This window comes from Mesorhizobium sp. Cs1299R1N1, from assembly GCF_037179655.1.
GTDB lineage: Bacteria > Pseudomonadota > Alphaproteobacteria > Rhizobiales > Rhizobiaceae > Mesorhizobium > Mesorhizobium salmacidum.
Map to the genome: position 1 here is coordinate 270,212 of NZ_JAPYKR010000009.1, position 18,223 is coordinate 288,434.

Annotated in this window: 16 protein-coding genes; 7 read left to right on the forward strand and 9 right to left on the reverse strand. The window is 64.7% G+C overall.

The features are described 5' to 3' along the window. Window positions 1-40 precede the first annotated feature (40 nt). Both O7A70_RS21260 and O7A70_RS21265 read right to left on the reverse strand, forming a co-directional pair. Window positions 41-853, reverse strand: coding sequence for a helix-turn-helix domain-containing protein (locus O7A70_RS21260; RefSeq protein WP_337142149.1), 813 nt, complete (start codon window positions 851-853; stop codon window positions 41-43). 124 nt (window positions 854-977) lie between these two features. Next, window positions 978-1,544, reverse strand: coding sequence for a carboxymuconolactone decarboxylase family protein (locus O7A70_RS21265; RefSeq protein ID WP_027143807.1), 567 nt, complete (start codon window positions 1,542-1,544; stop codon window positions 978-980). A 297-nt stretch (window positions 1,545-1,841) separates the two neighbouring features. Between O7A70_RS21265 and O7A70_RS21270 the strand changes: the two genes are divergently transcribed. The 4 genes from O7A70_RS21270 (at window position 1,842) to O7A70_RS21285 (ending at window position 5,799) form a co-directional block, all read left to right on the forward strand. Next, window positions 1,842-3,023, forward strand: coding sequence for an AI-2E family transporter (locus tag O7A70_RS21270; RefSeq protein ID WP_337142150.1), 1,182 nt, complete (start codon window positions 1,842-1,844; stop codon window positions 3,021-3,023). Between the two features lie 69 nt (window positions 3,024-3,092). Further along, entirely contained in the window at window positions 3,093-3,926 is an 834-nt protein-coding gene (locus O7A70_RS21275; protein ID WP_337142152.1) for an arylamine N-acetyltransferase family protein, read from the forward strand. Beyond that, window positions 3,923-4,924: an LLM class flavin-dependent oxidoreductase gene (locus O7A70_RS21280; protein ID WP_337142154.1), complete on the forward strand. Its 1,002-nt coding sequence runs from the start codon at window positions 3,923-3,925 to the stop codon at window positions 4,922-4,924. Before O7A70_RS21275 ends, O7A70_RS21280 begins: the two co-directional genes overlap by 4 nt. An 80-nt stretch (window positions 4,925-5,004) precedes the next feature. Further along, complete coding sequence (locus O7A70_RS21285; RefSeq protein ID WP_140715474.1) at window positions 5,005-5,799, forward strand: inositol monophosphatase family protein; 795 nt, start codon at window positions 5,005-5,007, stop codon at window positions 5,797-5,799. A 48-nt stretch (window positions 5,800-5,847) separates the two neighbouring features. On the opposite strand, the gene O7A70_RS21290 is transcribed toward O7A70_RS21285, so the two are convergent. Then, a complete protein-coding gene (locus tag O7A70_RS21290) occupies window positions 5,848-6,867 on the reverse strand; it encodes a LacI family DNA-binding transcriptional regulator (RefSeq protein ID WP_337142155.1) in 1,020 nt (339 codons plus the stop codon). Window positions 6,868-7,086: 219 nt separating this feature from the next. On the opposite strand from O7A70_RS21290, the gene O7A70_RS21295 reads away from it, so the two are divergent. Genes O7A70_RS21295 through O7A70_RS21305 form a run of 3 tightly spaced genes read left to right on the forward strand, consistent with a single transcriptional unit; the run spans window position 7,087 to window position 10,948 of the window. Beyond that, window positions 7,087-8,673 carry a sugar ABC transporter ATP-binding protein gene (locus O7A70_RS21295; protein ID WP_337142157.1) on the forward strand — a complete coding sequence of 529 codons (1,587 nt, stop codon included), beginning with the start codon at window positions 7,087-7,089 and terminating at the stop codon, window positions 8,671-8,673. Next, window positions 8,670-9,983 carry an ABC transporter permease gene (locus O7A70_RS21300; protein ID WP_337142159.1) on the forward strand — a complete coding sequence of 438 codons (1,314 nt, stop codon included), beginning with the start codon at window positions 8,670-8,672 and terminating at the stop codon, window positions 9,981-9,983. Before O7A70_RS21295 ends, O7A70_RS21300 begins: the two co-directional genes overlap by 4 nt. Then, window positions 9,980-10,948, forward strand: coding sequence for a substrate-binding domain-containing protein (locus tag O7A70_RS21305; RefSeq protein WP_027143800.1), 969 nt, complete (start codon window positions 9,980-9,982; stop codon window positions 10,946-10,948). Before O7A70_RS21300 ends, O7A70_RS21305 begins: the two co-directional genes overlap by 4 nt. Window positions 10,949-10,994: 46 nt before the next feature. Here the strand turns inward: O7A70_RS21305 and O7A70_RS21310 are convergent, their stop codons facing one another. The 6 genes from O7A70_RS21310 to O7A70_RS21335 are packed head-to-tail and all read right to left on the reverse strand — an operon-like array spanning window position 10,995 to window position 18,050. Then, window positions 10,995-11,456, reverse strand: a complete 462-nt coding sequence (locus O7A70_RS21310; protein ID WP_337142161.1) for a MarR family winged helix-turn-helix transcriptional regulator — start codon at window positions 11,454-11,456, stop codon at window positions 10,995-10,997. After that, a complete protein-coding gene (locus tag O7A70_RS21315) occupies window positions 11,453-12,037 on the reverse strand; it encodes an amino acid synthesis family protein (RefSeq protein WP_337142163.1) in 585 nt (194 codons plus the stop codon). Before O7A70_RS21315 ends, O7A70_RS21310 begins: the two co-directional genes overlap by 4 nt. Then, window positions 12,030-12,914, reverse strand: coding sequence for a UPF0280 family protein (locus tag O7A70_RS21320; RefSeq protein WP_337142164.1), 885 nt, complete (start codon window positions 12,912-12,914; stop codon window positions 12,030-12,032). The genes O7A70_RS21315 and O7A70_RS21320 overlap by 8 nt, the downstream gene beginning before the upstream one ends. Next, window positions 12,914-14,449 carry a 6-hydroxynicotinate reductase gene (locus tag O7A70_RS21325; RefSeq protein WP_337142166.1) on the reverse strand — a complete coding sequence of 512 codons (1,536 nt, stop codon included), beginning with the start codon at window positions 14,447-14,449 and terminating at the stop codon, window positions 12,914-12,916. The genes O7A70_RS21320 and O7A70_RS21325 overlap by 1 nt, the downstream gene beginning before the upstream one ends. Further along, a complete protein-coding gene (locus O7A70_RS21330; RefSeq protein WP_337142169.1) occupies window positions 14,446-17,199 on the reverse strand; it encodes a molybdopterin-dependent oxidoreductase in 2,754 nt (917 codons plus the stop codon). The genes O7A70_RS21325 and O7A70_RS21330 overlap by 4 nt, the downstream gene beginning before the upstream one ends. Next, a complete protein-coding gene (locus tag O7A70_RS21335; protein WP_337142172.1) occupies window positions 17,196-18,050 on the reverse strand; it encodes an FAD binding domain-containing protein in 855 nt (284 codons plus the stop codon). The genes O7A70_RS21330 and O7A70_RS21335 overlap by 4 nt, the downstream gene beginning before the upstream one ends. Between the last annotated feature and the right edge of the window lie 173 nt (window positions 18,051-18,223).

The following is an 18,223-nucleotide window of genomic DNA, read 5'->3' on the forward strand; positions in this document are numbered from 1 at the left end:
AGGACAGGGCCTTGTTCCATGGGCCCTCGAATAGGCCTGCTTATCGCATTGCCCGGTGCGAGGCCGTATCCATCATCGCGGCATGATGGATTTCGGTCGCTTCGTCGGCCGGGAACATGCACTCGATGCGCAGTTCCTGGGCGGCGACGGTTTGGGGGGTACCCACCGTGGTGACCATCGAAAAATAGTTCAGGCGGCGACCGTCCTTGATGAAGCCGAGCGGAATGACCGGCATGAAGCCGATCGCCACCGGATTTTTCCAATCACTGTTCACATCCGGATAGGCGAGCAGCGCCGCCAGCAACTCCTTGGTCTTTTCGTCGACGACGCGGCCGATGGATTCGCGATAGACCCGCTCGAACAGGCTCCGCGCCACGTCAGGCCAATTGGCGACGAACGGGCGCATGCCTTCGGGATCGAACATGAGGTGGAGCATGTTGCGCGGCCCTTCACGAGCGGCCATGTCGAGAAAACAGCCGAAGAAGAGCGGCGCGGCTTCGTTGGTCATCAGCACATTCCAGTACCGGTCCATGACCAGCGCCGGATAGGGTTCATGCTGCCGCAAGATGCGCGTCAAGGCATCGGTCACGCTCTTCATTTCCACGGAATCCCAGGCGCCTTCGGAAAACATCGGCGCGTAGCCTGCCGCCAGAAGCAAGGCGTTGCGCTCGCGCAAGGGGACTTCGAGCGCCCGGGCGATCGCCATCAAGGTCTCACGGCCGGGAACGCTGCGTCCGCTTTCGATGAAACTGATCTGCCTTTGCGAAATGCCGGTATCGAGAGACAGATCAAGCTGACTTCTGCCACGCACATCGCGCCAGTAACGCAAGAGCGTGCCCAGGTCGGGTGTCATGGCCGTTCCGGGATTTGTCTTCATAACCCGCTGTCCTCGCAGTCCCTCGAACGATACACGCCGATGCGATCAAGTATTGCTCGACGGCGCACGGCACCGGCCGGTCCATGCGCCGTCGATCGGGTCAGGCCGCCATCGCGGCGGCGGGAGACCATGCCTGCGGCTGGAAGCGTTCCTCGATCGGCGTGCCAGCCATGTTGGTGGTGGTCGCCGCCATGGTGGAGACGCCGACACCGGTTACCACTTCCAGGATCTGGGCCTTCGAATAGCCCGCCGAAGTAAACGCATCGATGTCCGCATCGCTCACGTTTCCCTTGTTTTCGATCAGCGCCCTCGTCAGCGCCGAGAGTGCCGCATATTTCGGGTCCGACGGCAACCTGCCATCCCGGATCGCCTTGACTTCGCTTTCGGCAATCCCGTCCTCGATGGCGAATGTCGAATGCGCGGCGACGGTCCAGGGGCATTTGATGGTGACCGCATTGGTCAGCAGCAGCACCTGCTTCTCGATCTCGTCGAAGCTTCCGCCGTGAAAACTGCCGAAGCTGCTGACGAAACCGTTGAGGAGAACCGGATTGTTGGCCATCGTCGCCATGACGTTCGGAAGAAAGCCAAACCTCTCCTCAAGCGCCTTCAATGCGGGCCTGGATTTCTCCGGCGCCGACTCGGTTGTTTGAAGGGTAAATCTCTGCATCGTGAATGTCCTCTTTCAGGGTAGGGCGTAATCGCGCGGCGATATCCTCGCAGCGCCAGCCTTGCGGTCCCAAGATTGCGAAGGCCCGCTCTCGTACTAGGCCCGCCACGTGCCCGGCCTCAATTACACGGCATGTAATACGGAACACTCGCTGCCGAGCCGTCCGTTGAGCTATCGGCGGCAGGACCCCGCAACGACGGCCGTGCCATCGCTGCCCGGCTAACGGAACCTTGAAGCCGTGCCGACGTTTTCCGTGTGCGGATTGCATCAGTTGTGGTGTGCCGCCGAGGGACCACGATGAAAGCTGAATCCGCCGCTTTGGGCGCAGGCGTTGCCGAAGCTGACGAGTCGCGTGTGGCGACGCGCGCCGATGCGCGCGCCGATACGCGCCTGATGCGCTCGCTGCTCATCGGCATCTTCCTGTTCATGACCGTCTATGCGCTCTATTTCGCGCGTGCCTTCTTCATGCCGGTCATGCTGGCCTTCCTGCTGACGCTGACACTGACGCCGATCGTGCGGCTGCTGCGCAAGCGCGGCATTCCCGAAGTGATTTCGGCGACGCTTCTGGTGCTTGTGTCCATCTTCGTCTTCGCGAGCGCCGGCTATGTGCTCAGTGGCCCGGTCATCGATCTCATCAACAACACCTCGTCCATCGGCCAGCAACTGACCGAACGCTTGGCGCAGCTGCGGCGGCCGGTCGAGAGGATCATGGATATTGCGCACCAGATCGAAGGGCTGACCGAGACATCGCAGGAACCGGGCGTGCAAAAGGTCGCGGTAGCGCAGTCGGGCTTCCTCTCATCGGCGGCGAGCAACATTCTGTCGGCCGGGACAAGCCTGACCATCATCTTCGTGTTGTCGCTGTTCCTGCTCGCCTCGGGCACGATGTTCTACGAAAAGATCATCCAGTCCTTCGCCAGCCTCACCGAAAAGAAGCGGGCGCTGCGCGTCGTCTACGACGTCGAGCGGGAAATTTCGCACTATCTGCTCACTGTCACCACCATCAACATCGGCCTCGGCACGGTCATCGGCCTCGGCCTGTGGGCGCTCGGCATGCCCAATCCGCTGGTCTGGGGCGCGGCTGCCGCCCTGCTCAATTTCCTGCCCTATGTCGGGGCCATGATCACGTTCGTCCTGGTTACGGTCATCGCACTGATCAGCTTCGACACGATCGCCTACGCGTTGCTGGCGCCTGCCTTCCTGGTGTTGTGTGACATCATCGAAGGTCAGTTCGTGACGCCGATGGTGGTCGGGCGGCGGCTCGAGATCAACGCCGTGGCGATCTTCATAGCCATCGCATTCTGGTCATGGCTGTGGGGCTTCGTCGGCGCGCTGATGGCGGTGCCGCTGCTGGTCGTCGTCAAGGTGTTCTGCGACCATTTCAAGAGCCTTAGCCATGTCGGCAATTTTCTCGCCGCCCAACATACGGCGGTCATGGACGAGGACGCCGAGGAGCAGGACGGGACGGCCGCCGGCTAACCGGCGTACGGTTTGCGGCGGCGGGTTCGAATGCCTATATCCGCCCGATCAGTGCCCGGTGCCCTTCCGATGAACGACGCTCCCGTTAACCTCGACGCCTATTTCGCCCGGATCGGCCATGCCGGGTCCAGGGATGTTTCGCTCGACACGCTGAAGACGCTCCATTTCCTGCATCCGCAGGCAATCCCCTTCGAGAACATGGATCCGTTTCTGGGGCGCCCGGTCCGATTGGACGCCGCATCGCTGCAGGACAAGATCGTCCTTGCCGGGCGTGGCGGCTATTGCTTCGAGCACAATCTCCTCTTCATGCATGCGCTGAAGGCGCTTGGCTTCGAGGTCGGCGGCCTTGCCGCGCGTGTGCTCTGGGGTCAGAGCGAGGACGCGATCACTGCGCGCAGCCACATGCTTTTGCGCGTCGAGCTCGATGGCCGGACCTATATAGCCGATGTCGGCTTCGGCGGCCTGACCCTGACCGCCCCGCTGCTGTTCGAGCCTGGCCTCGAACAGACGACCCCGCACGAAACGTTCCGCATCGCCGAAACCGGCGATCACTTCCGCCTGCAGGCCGCCATCGGCGGCGACTGGCGCTCGCTGTATCGCTTCGACCTGCAGCCGCAATATGAGGTCGACTATTCCATCGCCAATTATTTCCTGTCGACCAATCCGGCATCGCATTTCCTGACCTCGGTTTCGGCGGCGCGCGCCGCGCCCGACCGGCGCTACGGGCTGCGCGGCGATCGCCTGTCCATCCATCACATCGATGGCCGCACCGAGCAGAAGCATATCGCCACTGCCGCCGAGCTTGCCGACACGCTGGAAGGCCAGCTCGGCGTCACCATTCCCGACCGCACGGCCTTCGAGGTCCGGGTGCGCGAGAAGAAGATCGTGGAGACCAGCATATGACCGAACTTTCCGTTCTCGACCTGTCGCCGATCGTCGAAGGCAGCGATGCCTCACACTCGCTTGCCAATTCGCTCGATCTCGCTCGCCACGCCGAGCGGCTCGGCTACAAGCGCTACTGGCTGGCCGAGCACCACAACATGCCAGGCATCGCCAGTGCCGCAACGGCTGTCGTCATCGCCCATGTCGCCGGCGGCACCAAGACCATTCGCGTCGGCGCCGGCGGCATCATGCTGCCCAATCATGCGCCGCTGGTGATCGCCGAGCAGTTCGGCACGCTGGCCGCCTTGTTTCCCGGCCGGATCGATCTCGGCCTCGGCCGGGCGCCCGGCACCGACATGAACACGGCGCGGGCGCTGCGCCGCAACCTCGAGGCCGGCGTCGACAATTTCCCGCAGGATGTCGTCGAGCTGATGGGCTATTTCCTGCCCGCCGAGGAGGGCCAGCGCCTGCGCGCCGTGCCCGGCGAAGGCCAGACGGTGCCGATCTGGATTCTTGGGTCGAGCCTCTACGGCGCGCAGCTCGCCGCCATGCTCGGCCTGCCCTACGCCTTCGCCTCGCATTTCGCGCCGGCGGAACTGGACCACGCGCTGGACATCTACCGCTCGCGCTTCCAGCCGTCCGAGCAACTCGACAAGCCACATGTCATGCTCGGCCTCAACGTCTTTGCAGCACCCACCGACGCCGAGGCACGGCTGCTGTTCACCTCGCTGCAGCAGGCCTTCGTCAATCTGCGAACCGGCAGGCCCGGACGATTGCCGCCGCCCGTCGAGAATTATGATCGCGATCTCGACCCGATGGCCAAAACCATGCTCGGCCAGGCGCTGTCCTGCGCCGTCGTCGGCTCGCCGGAAACGGTCCGCCAGGGCATCGATGCCTTCGTGCGCCGCACCGGAGCCGACGAGCTGATGGTCACCGCCCAGATCTTCGATCACGCCGCCCGCGTGCGCTCCTTCGAGATTTTGGCCGAGGCTCACAAACCTCTGTCACAGGCCGCCTGAAACGAATAGGCCGCCAGCCGCTTTTGCCGACGTCGATGCTCTGCTAAATGCGGGTATCCTTCGCAACAGCGAGCCTTGCCTTGCCCCATGATCTCGATAGACGCGAGCAGTTTGCGATTGATCTGGCGCGGCGCGCCGGCGAACTCGGCCTGAAATATTTCCGCGATCTCGACAGCCTGACCATCGAGAGCAAGGGCCATCAGGACCTGGTCTCGCAGGCCGACCGCGAGGTCGAGCTGTTCATCCGCGCGGCAATCGCCGCCGACTATCCGCAAGACGGCATCGTCGGCGAGGAGCACGCCTCGGTCGCCGGCTCGACAGGCCATGTCTGGGTGATCGACCCCATCGACGGAACCGCCAATTTCGTCCGCGGCATTCCGGCCTGGTGCGTGGTGATCGCCTGCGCCCGTGATGGAGAGACGATCGTCGGCGTCATCCACGAGCCGTCGACCGGCGAGACCTTCCACGGAAGGCTGGGCGGCGGCGCCTTCGTCAACGGCAGGCCGGTCAAGACAAGTGCGGCGGCCAGCCTGGAAGAGGGCTCGGTGGGCACCGGCTTCTCAAACCGGGCCGAGGCCGAAAACATCGCCGTGCTGATCAAGAAAATCCTGGCCGAGGGCGGCGTCTTCTTCCGCAATGCGTCCGGCGCGCTGATGCTTGCCTATGTCGCCTCGGGGCGGCTGCTCGGCTATGTGGAAGAACACATGAACCCGTGGGACTGCGTGGCCGGCATGCTGCTGATCGAGGAAGCCGGCGGCACGATCCTGAAGGCGGATCCGAAGACGGTGCTGCAGAGCGGGACACAGGTCATCACGGGCGGCAAGGGCGTCTTTTCGAAACTGCAAGAACTATGTTCTGGTGTTTTCACGTCCTGATCAATCTCAGCACGACCTTATCCGAAAACCGCTTCACACTTTCGGCATTTAGGCACTCACGCTGTGCACCACCGCGCCCAGCGGCCGGCATGAGTTGCGGATCATCAGCCGGCCCTTGAGGACGAGCTTGCGCGGTGGCGCATCCCGGTTGCCGGCGAGACGGTCGAGCAGCAGATTGGCCGCCTGTTCGCCGATCGCCTGCACCGGCTGCGCCACCGTGGTCAGTTGAGGCTGGAACACGTCGGACCAAGGAAAATCGTCGAAGCAGGCTACCGAAATATCCTCCGGACAGGACAGCCCGATGTCGCGGATCGCCTTCATGGTTCCGATCACCATCGGGTTGTTGGCCGAGAAGATCGCGCTTGGCCGGTCATGCAGCGACAGCAGCTGCATGGTTGCGTTGTAGCCGTCGATCTCGTGGAAATTGCCGGAGCGAACCAGCTCTTCGGCCACCGGCAAGCCGGCGGCCTGGAGCGCCTCGCGATATCCGGTCATGCGGTCATGCATGGGTGAAATGTCCGAGGTGCCGGTAATGTAACCAATGCGGCGGTGGCCGAGATTGATCAAATAGCTCATGGCGTCGAACACCGCGCGCTGGTTGTCGAGTACCACGGCGTCGGTGTCGACGCCCTCGCACAGACGATCCATCAGCACGACCGGCACATTGGCGTCGGCGACGATCCGCTTGAGGATCGCGCCGTCACCGACGCGCGCCACGATCAGCCCGTCGACCATGCGGTCGAGCAGCAGCCTGATCTGGTCGTCCTGAGTGTTCAAATCCTCGTCGGTGCAGCACAGCATGACGGCGTAGCCGGCGCGGTCGAAGGCCTGCTGGATGACCGAGACGACATCGGTGAAGAAGGGGTTGGTGATGTGCGGAACGGTCAGGCCGATGGTGCGCGTCGTGCCCATCTTCAGGCTGCGGGCGATGGCGTTGCGCTTGTAGCCGATATCGCGGATCGCCTGCTCGATGCGCTGGCTGAGCTCCGGGCTGACGGTCGCCGTGCCGTTGATCAGCGCCGACACGGTGGCGACCGAGACACGCGCCGCTTCAGCCACGTGAAGCATGGTGGGTGCGGTGGATTTGCGCTGTTTTTTTCGCCCTGACGCTGTCATTTTCGAAACGTTTCGCCGCCCCTTGCCGCCAATACCTACGGAATCTTGTCGTTTTAGGCAAGAATCGAAATGCATCAAAGTTGCGATACCCCCATATCGGCTTGACATGATCGAAACGTTTAGATTAGCGTTCGCGTAGCTGACGAGGACGGAAGGGAGGCCGCTATTGTCATGGAACAGAACAATTCCCTTTCCTCGACGCGCAGTGCGGCGTCGGATCGCTCGGACATCGTTCTGAGTGCCGAGCATATTTCCAAGAGTTTTGGCGGCATCGCCGCCCTGGTCGACGTCGGCTTCGAATTGCGGCGCGGCGAAGTCCATGCCTTGATGGGCGAGAACGGCGCCGGCAAGTCGACGCTGATGAAGATCCTGTCCGGCGTCTATACCGGCTACGAAGGCACGGTCAGTATCGACGGCCGGCCGGTCAGCTTCGCCGGCGTGCGCGATGCCGAGGACGCGGGCATCGCCATCATCCACCAGGAACTCAACCTGGTGCCGGAGCTCAGCGTCGCCGACAACATCTTTCTCGGCCGCGAGAAGCTGATCGCGGGACTGATCGTCGACCGCAAGGCGAGCAGCCGCGCGGCAAGCGCCCTCCTGCAGCGGCTCGGCATCGAACTCGATTCGGACGCACGCGTCGGTGCCTTGCGTGTCGGCGAACAGCAGCTGGTCGAGATCGCCAAGGCGCTGTCGATGTCGGCGCGCATGCTGATCATGGACGAGCCGACCTCGGCGCTGTCGCCGGCCGAATGCCAGCGGCTGTTCCGCATCATCGGCCAGCTTGCCGATAGCGGTGTCGCCATCGTCTACATCTCGCACCGCATCGACGAGGTCATGCATCTGGCCGGCCGCGTCACCGTCTTCCGCGACGGACGCCATGTGCTGACACGGCCGATGGCCGAGCTTGACGAGAATGCCATCATTTCGGCGATGGTCGGTCGGGACCTGCTCGCATCCTCTCACGACGAGCGGGATCCCGGCGGCAGGACCGTGCTTTCGGTCAGCGACCTGTCGCTGTCGAAGCCCGACCGCCAGGGCTGGCGGCAGGTGATCGGCGGCGTCAGCTTCGATCTGGCCGCCGGAGAGATTCTGGGCATTGGCGGCCTGCTGGGCTCCGGCCGCACCGAGATCATGGAAGCGATCTTCGGCGCGAGCGATGGCCGTGCCGGCGGCGAGATCAGGCTCGACGGCCAGCCGGTGGATATCCGCTCACCACGCGATGCGCGGCGGCTGGGCATCGCGCTGGTCACCGAGGACCGCAAGACGCAAGGCCTGCATCTGCAGGCCTCGATATCGGACAATGTGGCGCTGCCGCTGGTCGGCGCGCTGGCCCGCTTCGGCATCCGTTCGCTGGCCGGCGAACAGGGGCTGGCGCGGCAGGCGGTCAAGGCGCTCGGCATCCGCTGCCGGGATATCGACCAGCCCGCCGGCACGCTGTCGGGCGGCAACCAGCAGAAGGTCGTCATCGGCAAATGGCTGGCGACGAGGCCAAGGGTGCTGTTGCTCGACGAGCCGACGCGCGGCATCGATGTCGGCGCCAAGCGCGAGATCTACGACCTCATCTTCCGGCTGGCGCGCGATGGCCTCGCCATCGCCGTCATCAGCTCCGAGCTGCCGGAATTGCTGCATCTTTCCGACCGCATCCTGGTGATGGCCGACGGCCGCCAGACAGGCATCCTTTCCCGCGACGCGGCGAGCGAGGAGGCCATCATGCGCCTCGCGGCGCCGCGCCGGACCCTATCGAGACCCGCCGCATGACCGCACTGAAACTCCTGTCCCGCACCAAGCTCTATTGGGGCCTGATCGCTATCTTCCTGATTGGCGTTCTCGGCTCGCCGGTGAGTTCCAAGGGCAACAACATCTTCCTGTCCTACGGCAATCTGCTCGACGTGCTGCGCCAGGTGTCGACCACCGGGCTGATCGCGACCGGCATGACGGCGGTGATCATCACCGGCGGCATCGACCTTTCCGTCGGCTCGCTGATGGCCATCTGCTCGGTGGTGTGCGCCATGCTGCTGACGGTTCCGGGCGTGACGCCCGGCGTCGTGCTGGGCGTGCCGACCGTTGCGCTGGTCGCGCTGTGCCTCGGCATCGTCGTCACGCGCTTCATCTTCCTCAATTTGGAGAAATCCCGCGCCGGCGCGGATGCCGCCGCGCGCGATGTCAGGCTGGACACCGCTCGTGGCCTGGTCACGCCGGCAATCGTCGGCGTCGTCCTGTGCTGCCTTTCGCTCTGGTACCTGCTGCCGCAGATCGAACCCAAATTCGGCGTTCTCGGCGTGCTGCTGGTGGCGCCCTGCGTCGGCCTGCTGTTCGGCGCCATCAACGGTTTCATCATCGTCGGCGGACGGCTGCAACCCTTCATCGTCACGCTGGCGATGATGGTGACGGCTCTCGGCATCGCCCGGCTCACCGCCGGCCAGAACAATGCCGTGCTGCCGGTCTATACCGGTTCCAACGCCACCGCCGACTTTGAGCTGCTGCGCTCGCTGGTGTTCGGCGTTATCCCCATGCCCGGCCTGTTCTTCCTCGGCGCCATCGTCATCTATGGCGCGGTGCTGCGCTTCACGCCGTTCGGCCGCTATGTCTATGCCATCGGCGGCAATGAGGAGGCAGCCCGGCTTTCCGGCATCGCCGCCGGGCGCGTCAAGATCGCCACCTACGCCATATCAGGCCTGCTCGCCGGCATTGCCGCGGTGCTCTACGTGGCACAGTACCGACAAGGCAAGCCCGACGCCGGCGCCGGGCTGGAGCTCGACGCAATCGCCGCCGTGGTCATTGGCGGCACCAGCCTGATGGGTGGACGCGGCAGCCTGATAGGCACCTTCTGCGGCGTGCTGATCTTCGGGCTGCTCTCCAACATATTGCAGCTCCACAACATCAATTCGAACCTTCAGCTGGTGCTGAAGGGGATGATCATCATCGGCACCGTGCTCGTACAGGAGCGCAATGCCGGTGATCTGCTGGCCTATCTGCGCCTGCCTGGAGCGGCGCACAAGGAAACGGCCGCCGCAAAACGGCCGTCGCAAGAGACACCGTCTCTCAATCTCGGAGGAAACAAGAAATGAAACGACGTGACATGCTGAAGCTTGCCGCACTCGGCGCGGCATTGCTGACCACCACGGCACTGCTCTCCACCGGCCATGCCTTCGCCCAGGACAAGAAATGGAAGATCGGCTTCTCGCAGGTGACCACCATCGAGCCCTGGCGCGCCCAGTTCAACAAGGACATCATTGCCGAGGCCGCCAAGCATCCGGAGGTCGAGCTGATCATCACCGATGGCGAGGACAAGACCGAGAAGCAGGTCGCCGACGTCGAGAACCTGATCCGCCAGGAGGTCGACGCGCTGCTGGTATCGCCGAAGGAATCGGCTGGCCTGACCGGCGTAGTGCAGCAGGCGATCGACGCCAAGATCCCGGTCTTCGTGCTCGACCGCAATGTCGACACCAAGGACTACACGCAGTTCGTCGGCGGTGACAACAAGCTGATCGGCCGTGCGGCCGGTGAATATGCCGTCGAACTGCTCGGCGGCAAGGGCAAGGCAGCAGGCAATGTCGTCGAGATCTGGGGCGGCATGGGCACCCAGCCGGCGCATGACCGTCATGACGGCTTCCATGAATTCACCGACAAGGAGCCGGGCATCAAATATCTGCTCGACCAGCAGTCGGGCGACTGGAAGCAGGACCAGGCCTACAATTTGATGGCCAACGCGCTGAAGACCAACGAGAAGATCGATCTCGTCTACGGCCATAACGACCCAATGGCCTACGGCGCCTATCTCGCCGCCAAGGATGTCGGCCGCGAGAAGGACATCAAGTTCATCGGCATCGACGGCCTGCCCAACGAAGGCGTGCAAATGGTGAACAAGGGTGAGCTGACGGCGACGTTCACCTATGTCACCCCAGGTGCCGAAGGCTTGCGCCAGGCGATCAAGTTCCTCAAGGGCGAGAAGGTGGAAAAGACCATCACCTTGCCGACGGAGAAGATCACCAAGGAAAACGCCGCCCAGGTGCTGAAGGACAACGGCCTCTGAGGCGAAGCTCTTCTGCCGGGCGCTGATGGCGCCCGGCAGAATCAAGCTACGCCAGCTTCGCCAGCAGCTTCATGAAAGTGGCGGCCTCCTTGGCCGTGAGCGGCGCCAGCGTTTCCTGCGTGATCTCCCTTGCAAGCGGGATCAGGCGCTCGATCGCGTCGCGGCCCTCGGCCGTCAGGTTGACCAGCAGCCGCCTTTTGTCGACTTCATGCCTGGAAAGCTCGACAAGGCCACGCGCCTTCAGCCGGTCGATGACGCCCTTCACCGTCGCCGCGTCCATGGCGATCAGCGTGCCGAGCTGGTTCTGCGAGGTCTCGCCGACATCGCGCAGCTTGGCCAGGGCCGCGAATTGCGGCGGCGTCAGATCGGCGATACGGGCGGCGAAGATCGAGACATGGCGCTGGTGCGCCTTGCGCAGGATGAAGCCGACCTGTTCCTGCAGCAGGTAGTCGTGGTCGTCGGCCTCTTCGGCCTCGACCAGCTTGAGCAGGTTGTCCCCGCCGCTCACCGCAACCCGTCCCAGGCTTTTATGTCGTCCGCCGCGAGGCCACCCATGCGGTTATGGACGCGAGGGCCGCAGGTCATGGCGAGGCAGAACAGGATCTCGTCAGGACGCGGGCCATCGCTGATGCCGACTTCCATGGCGTCGAAATGGCTCCGCACATAGGCGGCGTTGATATGGCCGAGCGGCACGTCGAGCTTTGAGCCGAAGGCGCCGACCTTCTTGGCCGAGGGCACGATCGCCTTGGCATCACCCAGCCGCTCGCGCATCGCGTAGCCGCCCGGCACGTGCCACAGCGCACCATGTTCCAGTTCGCCCGCGCTGCCGACGATGGCGCCCTTGCCGTAACCATCGATCTGCTTCACGTCGCCGCCGAGTGCTGCGACCAGCCGGTCGGCGAGCAGCAGGCCGAGCGGCTTCAGATCGTCCATGGCGCTTTGCAGATCCTCGACATAGCGCCCCGCGAACGGATTCCTGACCACGGCCATGGCGGCGGCACGCCGGCGCGGCACTTCCGCGACCGGGCCGCCTTCGTGAAAGATCTCTTCGCTCAGCACCGCGATCTTGCGGATCGGAAATTCAGGCATGGGCAACTTCCTCCGGTTCATGCTTGTTGGACGCGGCCAGTGCAACGGAGCCGCTGATACGGGCTTCCCCGCCAAGAAACAGCGCCGATGCGGCAATCAGGCCGCGCCGGCGAAAATCTTCGGCGACGGCAAGGCCATTGTCCAGCGCCCGCGCCACCTCATCAGGTGCAAGCGTGCCGACGCCTTGTGTCACCAGCCGCGCGCCAAGATCGCTGTCGGGCGACAGGTCGCGCGCGGGAATGCGCCTGATGGCGGGATTGCCGGGCAGGTCCACCGCGTTGGCGACGAGCGTCGCCGCCGCGTCGGCCTCGGCGCTGGTTCGCGCGAGCACGGTGACGGCATCGGCAATGCCAAGCGAGAAGGAGCGGCCACGCCAGCCGCTTGTCGCGACACCACGCACGCCATCTTCCGCGCGGATCGTGATCCGGTCGGCCATGCCGTTGCCGGTGCCGGCGACCGCCAATCCCATCGACCGGCCCTTGTCGATGTGGATGGCACTGTCGCCGCCATTGTTGACATAGGCGCGATCGAGCTTGCGGCCTGCAAGCAGCGCGGCGATCATTTCGTCGGCTACCGATCCGGCAACGGCGGCCATCGGTGTGATGAAGCATTCCGCCAGGGGCATGACGGCTGCTTCCATGCGGCGCGCCGTCGGGCCGGCGAAGGCGCGCGGCGCCAAGAAGAATGCAGGAAGGCGCAGTTCGGGAAGCTCCTCGACCAACTCGATCAGGATCGTCTGGAAACGCGCGACGGCCTGGGCATAGGCGGCGCGACACTCATCAGTCTCACCGAAGGCCTCGACGATCAGGTCGATCGGCCCATGGTTGAGATGCAGCCGCTTGCCGTCCTGCAGCCAGTGCGCTTGCGGGCCTTCCATCAGCCGGCTCCACCCGCACGGCGCAACTGCGCCAGTGGCGGCCATGGATTTTGGTGTGCAGCACCCGTGCCGCGCCGGGGATTGAGATACTCGCCGCCCTTGGCGACGATGTCCGCGACGCTGCGTATCTCCGCCTCGTAGCCGCCGAGCCTGACGTAATCGTCGCGACGCAGGGTGAACTCGATCGGCGCCACCAGCGCCGGCGTCGGCACATAGCCGAAGGCGCCTTCGGGAACCCTGGTGACATCGACCATCAATGTGATGCCGCCGCCCGGCCAGACATAGACCGGCGCGCCGCCCACGGTGACGTAGGTGGTCAGGCCTTGCACGGAGCGGGTGAGATTGACCGGGTTTTCGGTGACGCCGGCACGCAGCGAGCCGCCGGCGCCGCCAATGAACAGCACGGTGCACAAGGCCGGCTCGCAATTGTCCTCGATCAGGCCGACCGATTTCCGCAGCCGCTCCGGAAACGATTTTTCGACCGGCTTCAGCTCGTCGTCGAGCTCGTAATAGGCGAATTGTTCGCCGGTGGTCGAAACCATCAGCAGCGACAGGCCCGGGCGCGCGCCCTTCTTGGCGTTCCATTCGCCAAGGATCGACAGCGGATCGGAAATGCTGGTGCCGCCCCAGCCCAATCCTGGCTCGGAGACCTTGAAATAGCGGCCCGGTGTCGAGCGGCGGCCGATGATCTTGATGCCGGTATCCTGCCAGCCCAGCACCTTTCCGGCCTGGTGTTCGGAGACGACGCCGGTGATGTGGTCGTCGACCACCACCACCTCGTCGACCAGCCCGCGCCACTGCGTGGCGAACATGCCGATGGTCGCCGAGCCGCAGCCGACGCGCATGCGATGTTCCTGCTTGCCGTCGATGACGGGCGGTTTGCCGGCTTCGACAACGACCGTGGCGCCGCCGTCTATGCTGAGTTCCACCGGTTTGCGGTTGCACAGATTGAGCAGCGCGTCGCAGGTAGCGCGGCCTTCCGCCTTGGAGCCGCCGGTCAGATGATGCACGCCGCCCAGCGACAGCATCTGCGAGCCGTATTCTCCCGTTGTGACATGGCCGATCGCCTCACCCTCGGCCCGCACAGTAGCCGTTTCGGGTCCGATATGGCGGTCGGTGTCGATCTTCACCTTGACGCCGCAATAGGAGAAGATGCCCTCGGTGACCACGGTAACGAGATCGACGCCCTCGACTTCCTGGCTGACGATGAAGGGAGCGGGCTTGTAGTCGGGATAGGTGGTGCCGGCGCCGATTGCCGTGACAAAGCGGCGGCCGGTGTTGACCAGTTCGCCGTCCCACTGCTCGCCCTCGGCGACAAAGGGCACCATGGCAGCGCCGGTCTCGGCCGCATGGTCCAGGATGGTCAGCGGGTCCATGCGCACGATCCGGCCCGCGACATTGCCATAGCGATCGCAGGCGCCGGTGCGGCCGTCAGCGATGTAGCACATGACGGGACAGGCATCGCAGCGGATCTTCTCCGCCACCAGCTTCTCGCCGGGATCATGGGTTTCGAAGCGCTCGGCAAGCTCACTCATGCGCGTGCCCCCTTCTCGCGGATGGCCGCAAGGATGCGGCTTGGCGTTGCCGGCACCTTGGTGACCAGCACGCCGGTGGCGTGACGGATGGCGTTGAGGATCGCCGGCGCCGTCGGGATCAGCACGTGCTCGCCCAGGCCCTTGGCGCCGAATGGCCCTTCAGGATCGGGGACCTCGATAAGGATGCTCTCTATCGGCGGCACGTCGCCAATGGTCGGGATGAGATAATCGTGCAGGTTCTCGGTGCGGCCGGGTATGTATTCCTCCATTAATGCCATGCCTATGCCTTGCGCGATGCCGCCTTCGATCTGGCCCTCGACCAGCAGCGGATTGATCGCCTTGCCGACGTCATGCGCGGCGATGATCCTGATCAACCTGACCGTGCCGAGCTTGAGGTCGACCTCGAGTTCGGCGATCTGCGAGCCATAGCCATAGACCGCATAGGGCTTGCCCTGCCCCTTGGCATCGAGCGGCAGCGTTGGCGGGTCATAGGTCTCCTCGGCGCGGAAGACGAAGCCGTCGGCATCCATTTCGAGCGAGGCAAGATCGATACGGCGCGTCGCCTCGCCTTCTCGGATGACGATCGCCGGGCCATCCAGTTGAAGGGAAGCCTTGTCCGAGACATTGGCAAAGCGCAGGATGGTTTCGCGCAGGGCGCGGCCTGCCTTCTCGGCCGCCTTGCCGGTCACGAAAGTCTGTCGCGAGGCCGAAGTCTTGCCGGCGTCGGGGCTGATCGCCGTATCGGCGCTCTTCAACTGGAATTTTTCCAGAGGCAGGCCGAGCGCGTCGGCGCAAATCTGCGTGATGACGGTGTTGGAGCCCTGGCCGATATCGACCGCGCCCTGGTGCAGGATGACCGCGCCATCGGCCGCGATGCCGACCCGGATGGTCGACGGATTGGGCAGCGATGTGTTGCCGCAGCCATACCAGCACGAAGCGATGCCGACGCCACGCTTTCTATCGATACTGGCACCGTTGAAAGCATCCGCATCGGCCGTCGTCCGCGCCCAATGCGGCCGCAGGGCTTGAAGGCATTCGGCAATGCCGACACCAGACTCCAGAAGCTGCCCGGTAACCGTTTCGGAGCCGTTCTGAAGACAGTTCTTCAGGCGAAAGTCGAGCCGGTCCATGCCGAGCTTGCCGGCGAGTTCGTCATACAGCGTCTCTTGCATGATCGTCGCCTGCGGCACGCCGAAGCCACGGAAGGCCCCGGCAATCGGGCCATGGGTGTGGATTGCGCGGCCCTCGGCGCGGTAGTTCGGCGTCGCATAGGGGCCGGAGGCGTGCACCGGCACGCGGTTGGCGACCGTTGGCCCCCAGCTGGCATAGGCACCGGTGTTGAAATCGCCTTCGAAGACCATGCCGGTGACGTAGCCGTCGGCGTCGGCGCCGATGGTGGCCTTGATCCGCGCCGGATGGCGCTTGGTGGTCGACATCATGGATTCGTTGCGGGTGTAGGCGAGCGCCGCCGCCCGCCCGGTCTTCAGCGCCACGAGGCCGATGAGAGGTTGCAGGGAAACGTCGAGCTTGGAGCCAAAGCCGCCGCCGGTCGCGGTCGGCACGATGCGCACTTTGTCGACGGCAAGGCCAAGCACCTTCGCCGTCTCGTCGCGGTCCATATAGGGCGCCTGTGTGCAGGCGACGACGACCAGCGTGTCGCCGTCGAGATATGCATAGCCGGCTTCCGGTTCGATATAGGCGTGCTCGACATAGGAGGTGTCGATCGTGCCGCTCGCGGTGAAGGCCGCACTGGCAAGTGCTGACTCGGGATCGCCGCGTTCGACGAAGCCCTTGGTCAACAAATTGGCCGGGCGGCTTTCGTGGATCAGCGCCGCACCTGCGGCCTGCGCGTCGCAGGGCTGGAGAACATGTGGCAGCTCGGTCCAGCGGACAGGGAAATCCGACAGATCGAGATCGAGCATCGCCTCGCGCTCGCCGGCGACCAGGGCGACCGCCTCGCCGCGAAGCCGAGCAACGCCCTCGGCCAGCGCCGGCTGGTCGGCGAACGGGCCGATAACGCCAAAGCAGTTCTTGCCCGGGATATCGGCGGCCGTGAAGACGCCCGCAATACCGGGATGGCGGCTTGCCCAGCCATCGATGTCGCCGAAGGCGAAGCCGGCATGATAATGCGGCGAGCGGATCACCAGCACGGCAAGCGCATCGGCCGGGAAAGAATCGCCACCGAATTTCTCGGCCCCGGTCACTTTTGGTACACCGTCGAGCCTGACCGGTGACGCGCCGATGGCGTGGCCGGACAGAGGCAGACGGAAATCCAGGCTCGCGGCCTGGAGGGAAGCCTCCATCACCGCCGCGATGATCTTCCGGTAGCCGGTGCAGCGGCAGAGGATCCCGCCCAGCGCATCCTGCACCTCGGTCTCGGTCGGCCTGGATTTCGTGTCCAGCAGCGCGGTTGCCGCGACCAGCAGTGCCGGCGTGCAGACGCCGCATTGTGCGGCGCCATGCGCCAGGAACGAGGCTTGCAGAACCGACAGCCGGCCATTGGCGAGGCCCTCGACCGTCGTCACCGCGGTGCCGGCAGCGGAGGCCGCCGGCATCAGGCAGGCGCAGACAGGATCGCCGTCGACCAGCACCGTGCAGGCGCCGCAGTCGCCGGCGTCGCAGCCGACCTTTGTTCCCGTCAGCCGCAATTCGTCGCGCAGCACCGAGGACAGCCGGCGCAGCGGCGGCACGTTGACCGAGACGGCGGCGCCATTGACCGCAAAGGCGATATCGGCGCGATCCATGCTCATGCGGCCACCTCGTCGCCTGTCGGCTTTCCCGCGGCCTCGAGCACGGCGCGAGCAATGATCTCGCGCACCGCGTCCAGCCTGTATTCGGCGCTGCCGCGCACATCGGCGATCGGCGACAGCTCAGCCATCGGCGCCGACCGGACCGCGGCAACAAGCCCGGCGTCCAGTGGAAGCCCGCGCAACGCCGCCTCGATACCGGCAAGCCGCCTGGCAACGGCGGAACAGGAGCCGACGGCGACGGCCGCATCCGCGACAGTGGCGTTCTCGACAACCAGACGCACCGCCACCATGGCGATGGAGATGACGAGATAACGCCGGGCGCCAAGCTTGACGAAGGCCGATGTGCCGGTGGGTTTCGGCACGCGGATGGCCGTCACCATCTCGCCAGGCCGCAAGGCCGTACGGCGGTTGCCCAGGATGAACTCCGACAAGGGCAGATGGCGCGTCGCCGTCGCCGAGCCCAGCTCGACCTCGGCGTCGAGCACGAGCAGCCCCGGCACGCCGTCGGCGGCCGGCGAAGCGTTGCAGAGATTGCCGGCGACCGAGGCAACGTTCTGGATTTGCGCCGAGCCGACCTCGCGAGCCGCCTGTTTCAGCGCGTCAAAGGCCGGGGGCAAGGGATGCCGGATGATGTCGGTCCAGGTCGCGCGCGCGCCGATGATCCAGTGACTGCCGGTCTCGGCGATGCCGCGCAGCGCCGTCAGGCCGTTGATATCGAGCACATTGTCGCGAAACGGCTTGCTGCCTTGCACCGGATAGAAATCCGTGCCGCCCGCAAGGATACGCCAGGCGCCCTCGCCAAGCAGCGCGAGCGCCTCGTCGACCGTGGTGGGTTTCGCGTAACGGATCACGCTTTCCTTCTCAATAAGGTGGGCCTTCCCAACAAGATTGGCCTTCCCAACAAGATGGGCCTTCCCCGAAACCGGCCCTCCCAAGGCGCTTACCCTCGGGGATATCTTGCCGGTTTCAATCCGGCAAATTCATTCGTATGCAAATGATATCAAGACGGCGGAAATTGTCAAAG

Excerpts from the sequence above, each read along its gene's own strand:
- O7A70_RS21260 (WP_337142149.1), bottom strand. The coding sequence starts at position 853 with ATGACACCCGACCTGGGCACGCTCTTGCGTTACTGGCGCGATGTGCGT.
- O7A70_RS21300 (WP_337142159.1), top strand. The coding sequence starts at position 8,670 with ATGACCGCACTGAAACTCCTGTCCCGCACCAAGCTCTATTGGGGCCTG.
- O7A70_RS21265 (WP_027143807.1), bottom strand. The coding sequence starts at position 1,544 with ATGCAGAGATTTACCCTTCAAACAACCGAGTCGGCGCCGGAGAAATCC.
- O7A70_RS21290 (WP_337142155.1), bottom strand. The coding sequence starts at position 6,867 with ATGCTTCACGTGGCTGAAGCGGCGCGTGTCTCGGTCGCCACCGTGTCG.
- O7A70_RS21275 (WP_337142152.1), top strand. The coding sequence starts at position 3,093 with ATGAACGACGCTCCCGTTAACCTCGACGCCTATTTCGCCCGGATCGGC.
- O7A70_RS21330 (WP_337142169.1), bottom strand. The coding sequence starts at position 17,199 with ATGAGCATGGATCGCGCCGATATCGCCTTTGCGGTCAATGGCGCCGCC.
- O7A70_RS21280 (WP_337142154.1), top strand. The coding sequence starts at position 3,923 with ATGACCGAACTTTCCGTTCTCGACCTGTCGCCGATCGTCGAAGGCAGC.
- O7A70_RS21315 (WP_337142163.1), bottom strand. The coding sequence starts at position 12,037 with ATGCCTGAATTTCCGATCCGCAAGATCGCGGTGCTGAGCGAAGAGATC.
- O7A70_RS21320 (WP_337142164.1), bottom strand. The coding sequence starts at position 12,914 with ATGGAAGGCCCGCAAGCGCACTGGCTGCAGGACGGCAAGCGGCTGCAT.
- O7A70_RS21295 (WP_337142157.1), top strand. The coding sequence starts at position 7,087 with ATGGAACAGAACAATTCCCTTTCCTCGACGCGCAGTGCGGCGTCGGAT.
- O7A70_RS21325 (WP_337142166.1), bottom strand. The coding sequence starts at position 14,449 with ATGAGTGAGCTTGCCGAGCGCTTCGAAACCCATGATCCCGGCGAGAAG.
- O7A70_RS21305 (WP_027143800.1), top strand. The coding sequence starts at position 9,980 with ATGAAACGACGTGACATGCTGAAGCTTGCCGCACTCGGCGCGGCATTG.
- O7A70_RS21270 (WP_337142150.1), top strand. The coding sequence starts at position 1,842 with ATGAAAGCTGAATCCGCCGCTTTGGGCGCAGGCGTTGCCGAAGCTGAC.